General features: G+C 37.4%; 22 protein-coding genes. All 22 read left to right on the top strand.

Going from position 1 to position 14,710, the window contains the following annotated elements; translation table 11 throughout:
• Positions 1–3 precede the first annotated feature (3 nt).
• The 22 genes from rpsH (at position 4) to PHV30_01010 (ending at position 14,710) form a co-directional block, all read left to right on the top strand.
• Positions 4–402, top strand: a complete 399-nt coding sequence (rpsH, locus tag PHV30_01115; GenBank protein ID MDD5455612.1) for a 30S ribosomal protein S8 — start codon at positions 4–6, stop codon at positions 400–402.
• Between the two features lie 21 nt (positions 403–423).
• Positions 424–969: a 50S ribosomal protein L6 gene (gene rplF, locus PHV30_01110; GenBank protein MDD5455611.1), complete on the top strand. Its 546-nt coding sequence runs from the start codon at positions 424–426 to the stop codon at positions 967–969.
• Positions 970–987: 18 nt separating this feature from the next.
• On the top strand, positions 988–1,299 hold the full coding sequence (rplR, locus tag PHV30_01105; GenBank protein ID MDD5455610.1) for a 50S ribosomal protein L18: 312 nt from the start codon (positions 988–990) through the stop codon (positions 1,297–1,299).
• A gap of 23 nt (positions 1,300–1,322) precedes the next feature.
• Complete coding sequence (gene rpsE / locus PHV30_01100; GenBank protein MDD5455609.1) at positions 1,323–1,817, top strand: 30S ribosomal protein S5; 495 nt, start codon at positions 1,323–1,325, stop codon at positions 1,815–1,817.
• Positions 1,818–1,840: 23 nt separating this feature from the next.
• Complete coding sequence (rplO, locus tag PHV30_01095; protein ID MDD5455608.1) at positions 1,841–2,290, top strand: 50S ribosomal protein L15; 450 nt, start codon at positions 1,841–1,843, stop codon at positions 2,288–2,290.
• Positions 2,280–3,539, top strand: coding sequence for a preprotein translocase subunit SecY (secY, locus tag PHV30_01090; protein ID MDD5455607.1), 1,260 nt, complete (start codon positions 2,280–2,282; stop codon positions 3,537–3,539). The genes rplO and secY overlap by 11 nt, the downstream gene beginning before the upstream one ends.
• A 3-nt stretch (positions 3,540–3,542) precedes the next feature.
• Positions 3,543–4,181, top strand: a complete 639-nt coding sequence (locus PHV30_01085; protein MDD5455606.1) for an adenylate kinase — start codon at positions 3,543–3,545, stop codon at positions 4,179–4,181.
• Between the two features lie 64 nt (positions 4,182–4,245).
• Positions 4,246–4,461 (top strand): translation initiation factor IF-1, encoded by a 216-nt coding sequence (gene infA, locus PHV30_01080; protein ID MDD5455605.1) that lies wholly within the window; start codon positions 4,246–4,248, stop codon positions 4,459–4,461.
• Between the two features lie 18 nt (positions 4,462–4,479).
• The gene (rpmJ, locus tag PHV30_01075; protein MDD5455604.1) at positions 4,480–4,593 is read left to right on the top strand and encodes a 50S ribosomal protein L36; all 114 of its coding nucleotides are present in this window, start codon (positions 4,480–4,482) and stop codon (positions 4,591–4,593) included.
• A gap of 11 nt (positions 4,594–4,604) precedes the next feature.
• Positions 4,605–4,970, top strand: coding sequence for a 30S ribosomal protein S13 (gene rpsM, locus PHV30_01070; protein ID MDD5455603.1), 366 nt, complete (start codon positions 4,605–4,607; stop codon positions 4,968–4,970).
• Positions 4,971–4,994: 24 nt separating this feature from the next.
• Positions 4,995–5,390 (top strand): 30S ribosomal protein S11, encoded by a 396-nt coding sequence (rpsK, locus tag PHV30_01065; protein ID MDD5455602.1) that lies wholly within the window; start codon positions 4,995–4,997, stop codon positions 5,388–5,390.
• A gap of 22 nt (positions 5,391–5,412) precedes the next feature.
• The gene (gene rpsD / locus PHV30_01060; protein ID MDD5455601.1) at positions 5,413–6,036 is read left to right on the top strand and encodes a 30S ribosomal protein S4; all 624 of its coding nucleotides are present in this window, start codon (positions 5,413–5,415) and stop codon (positions 6,034–6,036) included.
• A 26-nt stretch (positions 6,037–6,062) separates the two neighbouring features.
• Positions 6,063–7,001: a DNA-directed RNA polymerase subunit alpha gene (locus PHV30_01055; protein MDD5455600.1), complete on the top strand. Its 939-nt coding sequence runs from the start codon at positions 6,063–6,065 to the stop codon at positions 6,999–7,001.
• 15 nt (positions 7,002–7,016) lie between these two features.
• Positions 7,017–7,367 carry a 50S ribosomal protein L17 gene (gene rplQ / locus PHV30_01050; GenBank protein MDD5455599.1) on the top strand — a complete coding sequence of 117 codons (351 nt, stop codon included), beginning with the start codon at positions 7,017–7,019 and terminating at the stop codon, positions 7,365–7,367.
• An 18-nt stretch (positions 7,368–7,385) separates the two neighbouring features.
• Complete coding sequence (truA, locus tag PHV30_01045; protein ID MDD5455598.1) at positions 7,386–8,144, top strand: tRNA pseudouridine(38-40) synthase TruA; 759 nt, start codon at positions 7,386–7,388, stop codon at positions 8,142–8,144.
• 7 nt (positions 8,145–8,151) lie between these two features.
• Positions 8,152–8,601 (top strand): 50S ribosomal protein L13, encoded by a 450-nt coding sequence (gene rplM / locus PHV30_01040; GenBank protein ID MDD5455597.1) that lies wholly within the window; start codon positions 8,152–8,154, stop codon positions 8,599–8,601.
• An 11-nt stretch (positions 8,602–8,612) separates the two neighbouring features.
• The gene (rpsI, locus tag PHV30_01035) at positions 8,613–9,032 is read left to right on the top strand and encodes a 30S ribosomal protein S9 (GenBank protein MDD5455596.1); all 420 of its coding nucleotides are present in this window, start codon (positions 8,613–8,615) and stop codon (positions 9,030–9,032) included.
• Between the two features lie 24 nt (positions 9,033–9,056).
• Positions 9,057–10,007: a hydroxyacid dehydrogenase gene (locus tag PHV30_01030; GenBank protein ID MDD5455595.1), complete on the top strand. Its 951-nt coding sequence runs from the start codon at positions 9,057–9,059 to the stop codon at positions 10,005–10,007.
• Between the two features lie 170 nt (positions 10,008–10,177).
• Entirely contained in the window at positions 10,178–12,079 is a 1,902-nt protein-coding gene (locus tag PHV30_01025; protein MDD5455594.1) for an ATP-binding protein, read from the top strand.
• Between the two features lie 6 nt (positions 12,080–12,085).
• Positions 12,086–13,111 carry a tRNA preQ1(34) S-adenosylmethionine ribosyltransferase-isomerase QueA gene (gene queA, locus PHV30_01020; protein ID MDD5455593.1) on the top strand — a complete coding sequence of 342 codons (1,026 nt, stop codon included), beginning with the start codon at positions 12,086–12,088 and terminating at the stop codon, positions 13,109–13,111.
• A 53-nt stretch (positions 13,112–13,164) separates the two neighbouring features.
• Positions 13,165–14,211: a threonine synthase gene (gene thrC / locus PHV30_01015; protein MDD5455592.1), complete on the top strand. Its 1,047-nt coding sequence runs from the start codon at positions 13,165–13,167 to the stop codon at positions 14,209–14,211.
• A 10-nt stretch (positions 14,212–14,221) separates the two neighbouring features.
• A complete protein-coding gene (locus tag PHV30_01010) occupies positions 14,222–14,710 on the top strand; it encodes an Lrp/AsnC family transcriptional regulator (protein ID MDD5455591.1) in 489 nt (162 codons plus the stop codon).

The following is a 14,710-nucleotide window of genomic DNA, read 5'->3' as shown; positions in this document are numbered from 1 at the left end:
AATATGAGCGTTACTGATCCAATAGCGGATATGATTTGTATACTGAAAAATGCCTGGAGAGTAAAAAAAGAAATTGTTATAATTCCTTTCTCCAATATTAAAAAGGAAATTGTTAAGTTAATGAAAGAAGAAGGTTATATCAGCCAATTTGAAATTCAGGAAGATAAAGCCAAGAAAAGTATAAAAGTTTATTTGAAATATGATGATAACGGTCAGTCTGTAATTACTGATATGATACGCAGAAGCACTCCTGGGAAAAGAGATTATACCCAGAAGAGCAAAATAGATAAAGTTAAAAATGGTTTTGGCGTATCCATATTATCAACCAATAAAGGCCTTTTAACGGGCAAACAGGCGAGAATAAATAACGTTGGCGGAGAAGTGCTCTGCTATATTTGGTAAGATAAGGAGATTGAAGGTTAAATGTCAAAAATAGGAAAAAAACCGATTCCCATTACTGATAAAGTTAATGTGGAAATTACAGGTAGCAATGTTAAGGTTAAAGGACCGAAAGGTGAATTGAGCGTAGAAATTCATTCGCCCAAAATAAGTGTTACAAAAACAGATACTGAGATTCTGGTTTCCAGAAGCGGAGACGATAAAGAAGCTAAGACGCAGCATGGTTTATATAATTCCATAATCAGAAATATGATTAAAGGTGTTATGGATGGGTACGAGATACGCCTGTCATTGGTTGGCGTAGGTTATCGCGTACAAAAAAAAGGTGAAGGGCTTGGACTTACTTTAGGTTTTTCTCATCCTGTAGAAGTAAAACCTGTTAAAGGTATATCTTTTGTAGTCGAAGGCGATACCAAAATTACCGTCAAAGGCATTGATAGACAACTCGTAGGGCAGGTTGCTGCTGACATTAGAAAATTAAAAGGCCCTGAACCTTATAAAGGTAAAGGCGTGCGTTATTTTGATGAACATGTACGAAAAAAAGCTGGTAAAGCCGGTAAGAAGCAATAAGCCGACAAGGAGCAGAGAATGGTTAAATTGAAAAAAGATATTAAAGGACAGGCGGATAGACCACGCTTGGTAGTAAGTAAAAGTTTAAAGAATATTTATGCCCAGATTATTGATGACACCGCAGGGAAAACCCTCATAGGTATTTCCAGCGCTTCCTTAAAAAAGGGACGAGGTAATATAAAAGTAGCGGATATGCTTGGTGAACTCATAGCCACTCAAGCACTGGAAAAGGGAATAAAAAAAGTAGTATTTGATAGAGCCGGTCATATTTATCATGGCCGTATAAAGGCTGTAGCAGAGGCTGCCAGAAAAAAAGGGCTGGAATTCTAGTCCGATAATGAAGGAGTTATTATATGGAGCATAAGGTAGGGGATTTTGTAGAAAAAATAGTACAAATCAGACGTGTAACCAAAGTAGTAAAAGGCGGCAAGAAGCTTTCCTTTAGAGCTACCGTAGTTGTAGGTGACGGACAAGGTAAAGTGGGAGTTGGCGTGGCCAAAGCCGCAGAAGTTCCCAGCGCAATAAAAAAAGCAATACATGTAGCCAAAAGAAAGATGGTTCAGGTTAACGTAGTAAATGGTACTATTCCCCATGAAGTACTTGGCAAACTCGGCGCCAGTAAAGTATTTTTAAAACCGGCCCCGAAAGGTACCGGTGTAATCGCGGGCGGCGTTATTCGTCTTGTGTTGGAACTTGCCGGTATCCATAACGTTGTATCCAAGTCTCAGGGTGCATCTTCTATTATTAATAATGCTTATGCAACAATTGACGGTCTGACAAAATTAAAAAATCTGGAAGACGTTAAAAAAAGTCGTGGTGTAAATGTCAGTGTAAGATTTGTGAGTTAATAGTATAAAGGGAGATATCAGCAATGGATTTAGCAAATTTAAAACCTTATAAAGGAAGCAAGAAAAAAAGAACACGTGTAGGGCGCGGAGAAAGTTCCGGCTTGGGCAAAACTTCTGGTAAAGGCAGCAAAGGACAAAAAAGCAGAAGCGGTGGTTTAAAACGTCCCGGTTTCGAAGGAGGACAAACTCCTATTTACAGGCAATTGCCCAAAATCAGGGGATTTAAAGCTTTTACTCAAAAAGATTATTTAGCAATAAACCTAAACATTTTGAATAAAATTGATGTGGAAAAAATAGATCTGACAATATTAAAGTCATATAAAATCGTACCCAAAGGAACAAAAAAAATTAAAATTTTAGCTTCGGCAAAGTTCGAAAAAAAAGTTCATGTTGTCGCTGACTTCTTCTCAAAAAAAGCAGAAGAATTAATAAAAAAAGCCGGCGGTGTCGCTGAGGTTATTAATGGCCAGTAATTTTTCTGGAATCTTTCAGATTGAAGATTTACAAAAAAAATTAGGTTTCACATTATTAATTATTTTTATTTTTAGAATAGGTATTCATATCCCTATTTATGGACTGGACATGAACAAGCTCGCCAGTATCTTCGGTGGTGGGGACTTTCTGGGCTTTGTGGACCTTTTTTCAGGCGGTGCTCTGAAAAGATTTTCCATATTCGCCTTGGGTATTATCCCTTATATCAACGCTTCTATTATCATGCAGCTTATGACTTTTTTATATCCGTCATTAAAAGAAATGCAACAGGAAGAGGGCGAATCAGGACGTAAGAAGATTCAACAGTATACACGTTATCTGACTATTTTTATAGCTATTATTCAGAGTATAGGTATTACTGTAGGATTAAGAGGTATATTACTTCCAAATCTCAATTTTTATTCTTTTTTACTTTTCACAGTAGTAGCACTTGTTGCCGGGACCACTTTTGTAATGTGGCTGGGTGAGCTGATTACAGAGCGAGGTATCGGAAACGGCGGAAGTATCATTATTTTCGTGGGTATAATCGGAGCCATGCCGTCTTATATTGCCAATACCATAACCCTGATCAAGGGAGGAATACCTATTTACAATGTCATTATACTGGTTTTCATGTTAGTGCTGGTAATTATCGGTATAGTAGTAGTGCAGGAAGCTCAACGAAATATTCCTGTCCAATATGCTAAAAGAGTAGTAGGTAGAAAAATGTATGGAGGTCAAAATACATATCTTCCAATGAAAATAAACCAGGGAGGCGTAATCCCAATAATTTTCGCCTCATCAGTGCTTTCAGTGCCGATAATGTTGCTGCAATTTATACCTCAAATGACTTTTTTGCATAAATGGATTAATTATGGAACAGTATTTTATCTGATTGCTTTCTCCGGTTTGATTTTTTTCTTTACTTATTTTTATACTGCTATCACTTTTAACCCGACAGAACTTGCTGATAATATAAAGAAATACGGTGGGTTTATATTAGGAGTAAGGCCAGGCAAACCGACTGCCGATTATCTGGATTCGGTTATATCCAGGTTAACCTTTGTGGGGGCTACTTTCTTGGCAGTTATTTCAATAATTCCAATGGTTTCAGCCAATTTTACGCACGTAACCAGCTTTATGGGCCTGGGCGGAACAGCCCTGCTTATTATTGTTGGTGTTGCCAATGATATTATCAGACAAATTGAAACAATATTATTAGCCAATAAATATGAAAAACTGGTAAGGTGATATATGAAAACTAAAATTTTACTATTAGGAGCACCTGGTTCCGGGAAAGGTACTCAAGCCAAGTATTTGGCTGGAAAGTACAATTTTTTGCATATAGCCATGGGCGATATTTTAAGGCAGGAAGTTCAGGATAAGACACCACTTGGTCTTGAAGCTAAAAGTTTTATGGACAAGGGCGCTTTGGTGCCTGACGAAGTAGTGAACAATATCGTGGTAAACAAACTGAAAAGCCTGGAACGGTCGCCATTTATATTGGATGGATTTCCCAGGACAATACCTCAGGCTGAATTCTTGGAAAAAAATGCCATTGCTTTTGATTGTGTAATATATTTTAAAATTAGCCTGGAAAGCGTACTGGACCGGATGTCCGGCAGGTTAACCTGTCCCAAATGCGGGGCGAGTTTTCATATCAAATACAATCCCCCCAAAAAAGAGGGAATTTGCGATTTATGCGGAGGACCGCTGATAGTAAGGGATGACGATAAGCCCGAAACTGTAAAAAGACGTTTCGAAACTTATTTAAAACAGACTCAACCTTTGCTGGATTTTTATCAGAAAAAAGGTATTGTTTTTGAAGTTGATGCTGAGCAGAATATTGATGATATACAAAAGATGCTCATCGGCGTAGTAGATAGAAAATAATGTTTGTCAACCTAATCAATATCTGATAAAATTAGGAACCGTTTTAAAAGGAATAGGAAGTATCATGTCAAAAGAAGTCATTGAGGTTGAGGGCGAAATTCTGGAAGCTTTGCCCAACGCAATGTTTAAAGTAAAACTGGAAACCGGGCAGGAAATATTGGCCCACGTATCCGGTAAAATCAGAAAGAATTTTATAAGGATTCTTCTGGGAGACAGAGTGAAAGTGGAGTTGTCTCCGTATGATTTGAATAGAGGTCGGATAACTTACAGAACGAAGTAGAAATTAAAAGAGGAAATTATGAAAGTAAGAACATCAGTAAAGAAAATTTGTCCGAAGTGTAAAATTATTAAACGTTTTGGTAACGTAATGGTTATTTGTGAAAACCCAAAACACAAACAAAGACAAGGATAAGGAAGGAAGCTATGCCAAGAATCGCAGGAGTTGATGTACCGAGGAATAAGAGAATAGAAGTTGCGTTAACCTATATATTCGGAATAGGGCCGACTACAAGTAGAAAAATACTGGATGCTACAAATATAAGCTATGATGTCAGAGCTCAGGATTTAACTGAAGGCGAAATTGTTAAAATAAGAGATGAAATAAAAAAGTTTACAATTGAAGGTGATTTGAGAAAAGATATTTCCATGAATATTAAAAGATTGATGGAGATTGGATGTTACCGTGGTATCAGACATAAAAAACATTTACCTGTAAGAGGTCAAAGGACAAAAACCAACGCACGGACCAGAAGAGGCGTTCGTCGAACTGTCGCAGGCAAGAGAAAATAAAAGAAGAGGAGAGAGGTTAATTCCATGGCGGAGAAAAAGAAAGCTACCGGACGTAAGAAGAAAGTTAAAAAGAACGTATCGCAAGGTATTGCGCATATCAGTTCCAATTTTAATAATACAATTATTTCTATTTGCGATTTGGAAGGGAATGTAGTTTCCTGGTGCAGCGCAGGTGGAGTCGGTTTTAAGGGTTCAAAAAAAGGTACGCCGTTTGCAGCTCAATCAGCTGCGGAAAAAGCGGCGCTTATTGCCAGAGAAAACGGAGTCATGCAAGTTGATGTGTTAGTCAAAGGTCCCGGCCCAGGTCGTGAGACGGCTATCAGAGCAATTCAGGCTGCCGGTATTGACGTTATATCTATTAAAGATGTTACACCTATTCCGCATAATGGCTGCAGGCCTCCTAAGCGTAGAAGGGTATAGAGGTAGAAAGGAGCAGTAGAATATGGGTTTGTATAAGGGGCCATCTTGTAAGCTGTGCAGAAGAGAAGGCATCAAGTTATATTTAAAAAGTGACAAATGTGATTCTCCTAAATGTTCAATAGCCAGAAGGAGTTATCCTCCTGGAATGCATGGACCGTTAGCCAGAATAAAATTATCGGAGTATGGTATCCGTTTAAGAGAAAAACAAAAGGCAAAACGTTTTTACTATGTTAGTGAAAGCCAGATGCGTAAATACTACGAACAGGCAAATCGGATGCATGGAGACACCGGAGAAGAGTTTTTGCAAATTCTGGAAAGCAGACTGGATAATTTCGTTTTCCGCAGCGGTGTAGTTGATACTCGTATGCAGGCAAGGCTTATGGTTCGACATGGCCATTTTATGGTTAACAAGAAAAAGGTAGATATTCCTTCCTACATTCTTAAAATTAATGATGTAGTTACCATAAAAGAAAAGTCGTTGAAAAAGTTTGAAACATTATTGGAAAAAGCAAAAAAGAAAAATATTCCCAGTTGGGTAACAAGTGATTTCACCGGCAACAGTTTTACGTATACAAAAGTGCCGACCAGAGATGAACTGGATGTCCCTGTGAATGAACAATTTATCGTTGAATTTTATTCAAGATAAAATATAAATAAGGAGGCTACTTAGACGTGAAATTAAATACTAAGGTTGACGTAACAAAAAGTAATGATGGAAATTATGCCAAAGTTGTTATGGATCCTTTAGACAAAGGATATGGTGTAACACTTGGAAATTCTATGCGTCGGGTGCTTCTTTCTTCTTTAGAGGGTGCCGCAGTTACCGCATTAAGAATTGATGGAGTTTTGCATGAGTTCGGCGCAATTGAAGGTGTAAAAGAAGATATATTGAATATAATACTGAATATTAAAACATTGGTTATTAAATCTCATTCTACTACACCTAAAACAGTGAAAATAGATGTAAAAAAGAAAGGTGTAATTACAGCTAAGGATATACAGCATGACGCTGAGATTGAAATAATCAATAAAGATCACCAGATTGCTACTATTACAGCGGATAAAGTTCATGTAAAAATGGAACTAAGGATTGAAAAAGGAACAGGTTATCGTCTGGCCGATCAGAACCATTTTGAGAATATGCCGGTTGGAACAATACCTGTCGATTCCAGTTTTTCACCTGTTTTAAAGGTAAATCACAATATCACAGCAACCAGAGTAGGGAACAGGACTGACCTGGACAAGTTGACAATGGAGATATGGACAAACGGCAGCATGAGTGCAGAAGACGCAATTGAAGAGTCTTCAAAGATATTGATAGACAGTTTTAGTTTATTTACCGATTACAAGCATATTGTTCCTTTGATGAAGGAAGAAGAAAAAAAGAAAGAGTCTTCTCAACAGAATGTGGACATGGATTTGACAATTGAGGACTTGGAATTATCTGCCAGATCTTCTAACTGTCTGCGTAAAGCCGGTATTTCCAAAGTATCAGAGCTTATCCAGAGACCGATGAAGGATTTGATGAAAATTAAAAATTTCGGTAAAAAATCAGCTGATGAGATAAACGAAAAATTGGCTCAGTATAGCTTGAAATTGAAAGACGATTAATAATTGGAGTAAACAATGAGACACAGAAAAAGTAACGATAAAATAGGATTGCCTACAGATCAAAGGATGGCCTTAATTAAAAACGGGGCTAAAGCATTATTCACTTTTAAGCAGATAAAGACTACTGCTCGACGTGCCGAAGAGATAAGTAAATATGTTGACAGGATCATTACCAAAGCGAAAAAAAATGACCTGAACGCCAGAAGAGAAGTATTTAAAATGCTTGCTGACAGAAAAATGGTGACATTGATTTTTAAAGACATAATTTCCAAGTATCAGGACAAAAACGGTGGTTATACCAGGATACTGAAATATGGGATACGTCGGGGCGATGCTTCGAGTGTATCAGTACTTGAATTAGTATAATTTTATATTGATCCAGAAATGAGGACAATAAAGCTTTCAATCCAGTATGATGGAAGTCTTTTTTTTGGTTTTCAGAGACAAAAAAATGTGATGACGATCCAGGAACTGATTGAAACAGCTATCCACAAACTTTATAAACGTCCCATTAAAGTACAATACGCGGGAAGGACAGACAGAGGTGTGCATGCCAAATGTCAGGTTGTAGTTTATAACGATGAGGGTAAAATTCCTCTTGAACCATTAAAACAAATAATTAACAAAAAATTAGGTTTTCCGTTAGTAATTGATATAGAAGAAACACACAGCACTTTTGATCCAAGAAGAGATGCGTTGTTTCGTGAATATGAATACTGGATGTATGAAGGAAAACAGAATATTTTTTTGGATCGGTATCTGTTATACGTGCAAAATATTCAGCTTGATCTGATGCAAGAGTGCGCTGAGAGTTTGGCAGGGATTAAAGATTGCAGGAATTTATGTACTGAAGCCAAACAATATAAGAACACTAAAAGAATTATCAATAAAGCTGATTTAAAAAAAACGACATTGGACTTTTTAGGCTATAAAAAAACAGCCTATAGATTTGCGATAAATGCAAACAGTTTTCTGCAGCATATGGTAAGAAAGACAATCGGACTGATGCTGGAGGTAAATAATAAAAAATTGTCGCTTGAACAGTTTAAGCAGATAGTAGACGGAAAGTTGACTTACAAATGGCCGCCGGCTCCTGCAAAAGCACTGTTCCTGAGCGAGATCGGTTACAAAGGTAGGAAGTGAGGAAGTAATGAGAAACAAATTTGATACATATTATACAAAAAAAGATGACCTGAAAAAGGAATGGTTGCTTATTGACGCAACATCACAATATTTAGGCCGTTTGTCGTCACAAATCGCAGCTATTTTAAGGGGAAAACATAAGGCTACATTTCAGCCAAGTGTGGATGCCGGTGATTATGTAATAGTAATAAATGCCGATAAAATTAAAATATCAGGCAAGAAAAATGTTGAAAAGACATATTACCGATATACAGGTTATCCTGGCGGAATAAAAAGTCAAACTTATGCGGAATTGCTGGAACAAAAACCGGAAAGATTAATATACATGGCCGTTAAACGTATGTTACCTAAAGGCAGGATCGGAAGAGCGATGATTACAAAGTTACATATATTTAAAGGTGATCAGCACAATCATATGGCCCAGAAGCCAAAAAAGCTAGAGATGGCATATAAATAAGGAGTGTATTTATGGCTGAAGAAGCAAAAACAGAGAAAAAAGAAAAAGCAAGATACTACGCAACAGGGAAAAGGAAAACATCCATTGCCAGAGTTTGGGTAGTTTCAGGTAACGGCAAGGTAACTGTAAATGATAAAAAACTGGAAGATATGTATGTAGCATTTTCTTCTAAAGCAAAAGTGATAAAACCTCTCATCCTTACCAATACTCAGGGAAGATACGATATTATGGCAACCGTTAAGGGTGGCGGTCCGCAGAGCCAATCAGAGGCTTTAATGTATGGTATCGCCAAAGTTCTTGATGGAATTTCTGAAGAATATCATCGTATTTTAAAAACAGAAGGTCTTTTGACCAGAGATTCAAGGATAGTTGAAAGAAAGAAATACGGTAAGAAAAAAGCTCGAAAGATGACTCAATATCGTAAACGATAGTTTCTCGAAAAAGGAATTCTAACATTGGCGAAAAAGAAGATTCTGGTCAGTGACAAGTTATCTTCCAAGGGAATCGATTTAATAAAAGATCAGTTTGAAGTTGATGTTAAACCCGGACTTTCCGAAGATGAACTCACAGCAATAATCAATAACTATGAAGCTCTTTTGGTACGCAGCGAAACAAAGGTAACAGCCAGGATTTTAGCAGCTGCCAACAACCTGAAAATTATTGGTCGCGCCGGTGTTGGGGTGGATAATATCGATATCCCGGCAGCAACTAAAAAAGGTATCATTGTAGTAAATTCTCCGGAAGGCAATACAATCGCCGCGGCAGAACATTCCTTAGCTTTACTGCTGGGCATTACCAGAAATATTCCTTTCGCGCATAACAGTATGCAGAAAGGTGAATGGAAGAGGGGCGAGTTTACAGGAGTAGAGCTTTTCGGTAAAAAATTAGGGGTAATAGGTTTGGGAAAGATCGGCCGCAGAGTAGTCAGTTATGCTCAATGTATGGGTATGCAAATTATGGGCTTTGATCCATATATTAACGAAGAATATTTGAAACAGCTTGGCATTAAAATTTACCCGCTGGACGAAGTGCTGTCCCAGGCCGATTATATTACTTTTCATATTCCCAAAACCAAAGAAACACAGCACATGATTGATAAAAAAAAGTTTAGGATTATGAAAAAAGGTGTGTATATCATAAACTGTGCCCGGGGTGGGATTATCGTGGAGCAGGACCTGAAAGAAGCTGTAGAAAGCGGTATAGTAAAAGGAGCCGCTGTCGACGTTTATGAAGAAGAACCCATAAAACCCGATAATGTTTTATTGGGAGTCAAAAATATTATCACAACACCGCATATCGGGGCAGCCACAGAAGAAGCCAAGGAAAATGTAGCTATCGATGTTGTCGAACAGGTGCGCGATGTCTTGAATGGCGGAGAAGCCAGGTCAGCTGTAAATACTCTTTAAGAAGAGAATGATTGTATCTTTGTAAATCTGATGAAGTTTAAAACAAATTTTCCCTTATTAGTTTAATATCTATTACAAATTATGTTCTGGCTGCCTTTAATGCTTAATTTGCGGACGTTTTAGCCATAACCGAGCATTGCTTTTTAAGTATATCTAAATATAATATTAATATGTTCAAAACTATGAATTCATTTAGATTAAAGTCAACTGTCATACTTTTCAGTTTTTTTCTATTGCTGGTTGTAATGGCCGGGTACCTTTTTATTAATATCCAGAGGGATCATGAGTATGACAAACAATTGAAGTTTTATTCCGCTAACAATCAGAACCTCCAGAACTTCAGAACCACTCTGGCTCAATCTTTTTCTTTGATATATGAATATTCTTCGGAAAAAGATATGAAAATTAAGGAAAAATATATTCGCCTGAGCCATATTCTTGATTCTCAATTTGAGTCCATGCTGAACAAACTTATTCAGTCTACTTCTATAAGAAAGATTTTTTTATACGAATATCAGGTTTATGTAAAAGTAAAGGATATGTCCGACCGGCTTTTTGATACACAGGATACAACTGAACAAAAACAGATTGTAGAAAAAATTAAAAATTTGGAAAGTAAAATGATGTTTTCAATAGACAAGCTTTCCGAAAATGAATATCAAAGCACGTCCGAAGCGTTTAATCAGAGAACAAAAAATTATGAGCGATTGCTTATGTACTATATAGTCATAATTGTATTTTTTCTGGTCTTCGGTTTTGGTATGCTTTTGATTTTTTTCTCAAGGAACGTGGCTAATCCGCTTAGATCATTCATGAAGGCCGTTAAATATCTGGAACAGGGTGATTTTTCTCAAAAAGTGAACATTAAAGCCAATACCGAATTTGAAAAAATGGCTTCAGCTTTTAATGACATGATCGATAAATTAAAGGTTCTTACCCACAGCCTTAAAGAAAAAAACGACCGTTTGGAGTCAATTGTAAATACGCCGGCAGTCGGTGTAATAATTATGGATAATGATCATAAGGTGATTTTTCAAAACAAATGGGCCTTGAGCCGTTTTACCAAAGATAATAAGATAGGGTTTCTCAAGGAAAAGGACAGCGACAAATTTTATTTCAAAAAAGTTATGGACGCTACTTTCGAAACTTATATTTTTGAGGATGAAGATATTCTCGGCAATAAATATGAATGTTTTCTAAATAAAATAGATGATGAACGTCTTCTTCTGATTTTTGATATTTCCGAGAAAAAAAGACTGGAAGAAAATCTCAAACATTATATTGAAAATATTGAGACTATTGTTGCTGATAAAACTAAAGCTCTGAATGACGCTTATAGCGAATTGGAAACCAAAAATAAGGAATTAATGGAGCTGGATGTGCTTAAAACCCAATTTCTGCAGAATATTTCCCACGAATTAAGGACTCCATTAACGAGTATTATCGGTTATTTGGATGTGGTTTTAAATTATCATAATATACCGCTGACACAGAGAAGTTTTCTGCAGATTGCTCAGGAAAACAGCCTGTCTCTTTTAAAAATTATTAATGATTTGTTGAATTTAACGGAAATTGATTCGGGACACACAAAACTTCAACTGCAATCAGTAAATATCCAGGATATGCTGGAAGAGCTTACCAGTCAAATAAAAATTCAGGCCGAGCAAAAAAAGTTAAAATTGAGTCTGGATATTGATAAGAAGGTGTCTCCGGAAATGTTCGAGATTAAGGTAGATGAGACCAAAATCAGAAACGTATTTAACAGTTTGCTTTCCAATGCCATAAAATTTACTAAAAAAGGTAAGGTGGAAATAAGTCTGTCAGCCAATAAAACCAGTGTTATTGTTCAGGTTACCGATACAGGTATCGGTATTAAAAAAGAGGACATCGGCATAATTTTTGATAAATTCAGACAAGTTGACAACTCAATATCTAAAGCTTATGACGGTGCTGGTCTTGGACTGCCCATTGCCAAAAAACTCGTCGAGTTGCATCATGGAGAGATAAAGGTGGAAAGTGAAGAGGGTAAAGGGTCGACATTTACGGTAATTCTGAAAAGATCCCTCAAATAGTTTAACTTGTTACTTTCAGATTTTAATTATAATCTACCCCCTGAACTGATTGCACAGACGCCAGCTCCGAGACGAGAATATTCTCGTTTGATGGTGTTGAACAGAAAGAAAGGCGAGATTTTAAATGCTGTATTCCACAACATTGAAGATTTTTTAAATAAAGGAGACTTGTTGGTATTTAACGATGCCCGTGTAATACCGGCCAGATTGTTTGGACAGAAAGATACTGGAGCAAAAATCGAATTATTCCTTCTGGAAGACCTGGATAATAATTGCTGGGAAGTATTGGTTAAACCTGCCAAAAGATTAAAGATTGGAACAGAAGTAAAATTTTCTTTGGGATTAACGGCAACAATTATCAAGAATCTGGGCGAAGGATTACGCTGGGTGGAATTTAACAGAAATCCGCTGGATATAATCGAACGGATAGGAGAAATACCTTTACCTCCATATATTAGTTATGACGCGAAAAGAAAAGATTATTATAAAGAAAGATATCAGACTGTTTATGCCGCCAGAAACGGAGCGGTTGCGGCACCAACGGCAGGACTACATTTTTCTGCAGAATTAATTGATAAAATTAAAGTTAAGGGTGTACGTACAACCAGCGGCACTCTTTATGTAGGGTTAGGTACATTCAAACCCATGAGCTCTCCTGATATTTCTGACCATTATATGCATTCGGAAAGATACGAGCTTTCTAAAGAAACCGTACGGCTTATTAAAGAGACAAAAAATTCAGGGAAACGTGTTGTTGCGGTAGGGACAACAGTTGTAAGACTATTAGAGGGAGTATGCAATGTTAATAACAAGCTGGAGCCGGGAAGCGGAAGATTAAATATATTTATTAAACCGGGATATGAATTCCAGGTTGTGGACGCGCTTATTACCAACTTCCATCTGCCCAAATCTACTTTGCTGGCCATGGTTTTCGCCTTCGCAGGTAGAGATTTTGTGTTGCAGGCTTATCAAAAAGCTATAAAAGAAAAGTATCATTTTTATAGTTTTGGGGACGCTATGTTCATTCAGTAATATTGGAAATTAACCACTTTAACTTTCAGGCATTTTCCCTTACAATTAAGCACATGTGGCAAGGTGTTATAGAGCAGTATCGCAAGTTTTTACCGGTTTCGGACAATACGCCGGTTGTTACTTTGCTGGAAGGTAATACTCCACTGATACCGGCTGTTTATCTTCCTGAACTCATTGGAAAAAAAGTAAAGATTCTTTTCAAATACGAAGGATTAAATCCCACAGGTTCTTTTAAAGACAGAGGAATGACTATGGCTATAACCAAGGCGGTTGAACGCGGAATGAAAGCGGTTATGTGTGCATCTACAGGAAATACATCAGCATCTGCTTCTGCTTATGCAGCCAGAGCTAATATTAAATGTATAGTGCTTATTCCGGAAGGTAAAATTGCTCTGGGTAAACTGGCGCAGGCTATGATGCATGGCGCTCTTGTGCTGGAAATTGCCGGCAATTTTGATGATGCTCTTAATGCAGTGCGTGATATAACTGAAAAATATCCGATTGAGCTGGTTAATTCCATAAATCCTTATCGTATCGAAGGCCAGAAGACCGCTTCTTTTGAGATTATTGATTCTCTGGGGACAGCTCCCACCTATCATGCCTTGCCAGTAGGCAATGCCGGCAATATTACCGCATACTGGAAAGGTTACAATGAATACAAAGCTGCGGGGAAATCTAAAAATTTACCTAAAATGTTGGGTTTTCAGGCCGCGGGATCTTGCCCGATTGTGCTGGGAAGAGTAGTAGAAAAACCGGAAACTGTGGCTACGGCGATTCGTATCGGGAACCCCGCAAGCTGGAAACAAGCAGTGGCAGCAAGAGACGAATCCCGAGGGCTTATTGATATTGTTACAGATGAGCAAATACTTGATGCTTTCAAGCTTTTAGCAGAAAAAGAAGGCGTTTTTTGCGAGCCGGCTTCGGCTGCTTCTGTTGCCGGAATACTTACTAAAAAAGAGATGTTCAGAGATGGGGATATAATAGTCTGCACCCTGACAGGTCATGGACTAAAAGACCCGGATAATGCTATATTAAAATCATCAAAGCCGATAAAAGTAAAAAATTCTATTAAGGAAATTATTAAAATTATAGGTTTATAAAGAGGTAACTATGAAAAATAAAATTCTGGATATATTAAAAAATGATTCCCGTTTAACACCCAAAGAAATTGCCAGTATGCTGAATGTAGCAGAGAAAAAGGTAAAAGCTGAGATTGCCAAACTGGAAAAAGAAAATGTTATCCTGAAATATTCCGTTATTGTTAATGATGAAATAGTTAACGGTGACGATACAGTCATAGCTTTTATAGAAGTTAAGGTTACACCGGAAAGGGACAAAGGTTTTGACAATATAGCCAAACGTTTGCAGAAGTTTCCCGAAGTACAATCCATTTACCTGATGAGCGGTGCTTATGACCTTCTGGTAGTGGTCAAGGGAGATTCTTTGAAAGATATTGCCCGATTCGTTTCCGGCAAGCTTTCACCTCTCGGGAATGTGCTCTCTACAGCTACACATTTTCTGCTGAAAAAATATAAAGAAAACGGTATAGTAATGGGCCAGGACGAAGAAAAATCACAGCGCCTGAATATTACTTTTTAA

The sequence above is a fragment of the Candidatus Margulisiibacteriota bacterium genome (assembly GCA_028715625.1).
Classification (GTDB): domain Bacteria; phylum Margulisbacteria; class Riflemargulisbacteria; order GWF2-35-9; family GWF2-35-9; genus JAQURL01.
Note: the sequence above shows the minus strand (reverse complement) of the source record. Positions and strands in the feature narration are given on the sequence as shown.

Coding starts and splice junctions, on each gene's coding strand:
- rpsH (MDD5455612.1), top strand. CDS start 4: ATGAGCGTTACTGATCCAATAGCGGATATGATTTGTATACTGAAAAAT.
- rplF (MDD5455611.1), top strand. CDS start 424: ATGTCAAAAATAGGAAAAAAACCGATTCCCATTACTGATAAAGTTAAT.
- rplR (MDD5455610.1), top strand. CDS start 988: ATGGTTAAATTGAAAAAAGATATTAAAGGACAGGCGGATAGACCACGC.
- rpsE (MDD5455609.1), top strand. CDS start 1,323: ATGGAGCATAAGGTAGGGGATTTTGTAGAAAAAATAGTACAAATCAGA.
- rplO (MDD5455608.1), top strand. CDS start 1,841: ATGGATTTAGCAAATTTAAAACCTTATAAAGGAAGCAAGAAAAAAAGA.
- secY (MDD5455607.1), top strand. CDS start 2,280: ATGGCCAGTAATTTTTCTGGAATCTTTCAGATTGAAGATTTACAAAAA.
- PHV30_01085 (MDD5455606.1), top strand. CDS start 3,543: ATGAAAACTAAAATTTTACTATTAGGAGCACCTGGTTCCGGGAAAGGT.
- infA (MDD5455605.1), top strand. CDS start 4,246: ATGTCAAAAGAAGTCATTGAGGTTGAGGGCGAAATTCTGGAAGCTTTG.
- rpmJ (MDD5455604.1), top strand. CDS start 4,480: ATGAAAGTAAGAACATCAGTAAAGAAAATTTGTCCGAAGTGTAAAATT.
- rpsM (MDD5455603.1), top strand. CDS start 4,605: ATGCCAAGAATCGCAGGAGTTGATGTACCGAGGAATAAGAGAATAGAA.
- rpsK (MDD5455602.1), top strand. CDS start 4,995: ATGGCGGAGAAAAAGAAAGCTACCGGACGTAAGAAGAAAGTTAAAAAG.
- rpsD (MDD5455601.1), top strand. CDS start 5,413: ATGGGTTTGTATAAGGGGCCATCTTGTAAGCTGTGCAGAAGAGAAGGC.
- rplQ (MDD5455599.1), top strand. CDS start 7,017: ATGAGACACAGAAAAAGTAACGATAAAATAGGATTGCCTACAGATCAA.
- truA (MDD5455598.1), top strand. CDS start 7,386: ATGAGGACAATAAAGCTTTCAATCCAGTATGATGGAAGTCTTTTTTTT.
- rplM (MDD5455597.1), top strand. CDS start 8,152: ATGAGAAACAAATTTGATACATATTATACAAAAAAAGATGACCTGAAA.
- rpsI (MDD5455596.1), top strand. CDS start 8,613: ATGGCTGAAGAAGCAAAAACAGAGAAAAAAGAAAAAGCAAGATACTAC.
- PHV30_01025 (MDD5455594.1), top strand. CDS start 10,178: ATGTTCAAAACTATGAATTCATTTAGATTAAAGTCAACTGTCATACTT.
- thrC (MDD5455592.1), top strand. CDS start 13,165: ATGTGGCAAGGTGTTATAGAGCAGTATCGCAAGTTTTTACCGGTTTCG.
- PHV30_01010 (MDD5455591.1), top strand. CDS start 14,222: ATGAAAAATAAAATTCTGGATATATTAAAAAATGATTCCCGTTTAACA.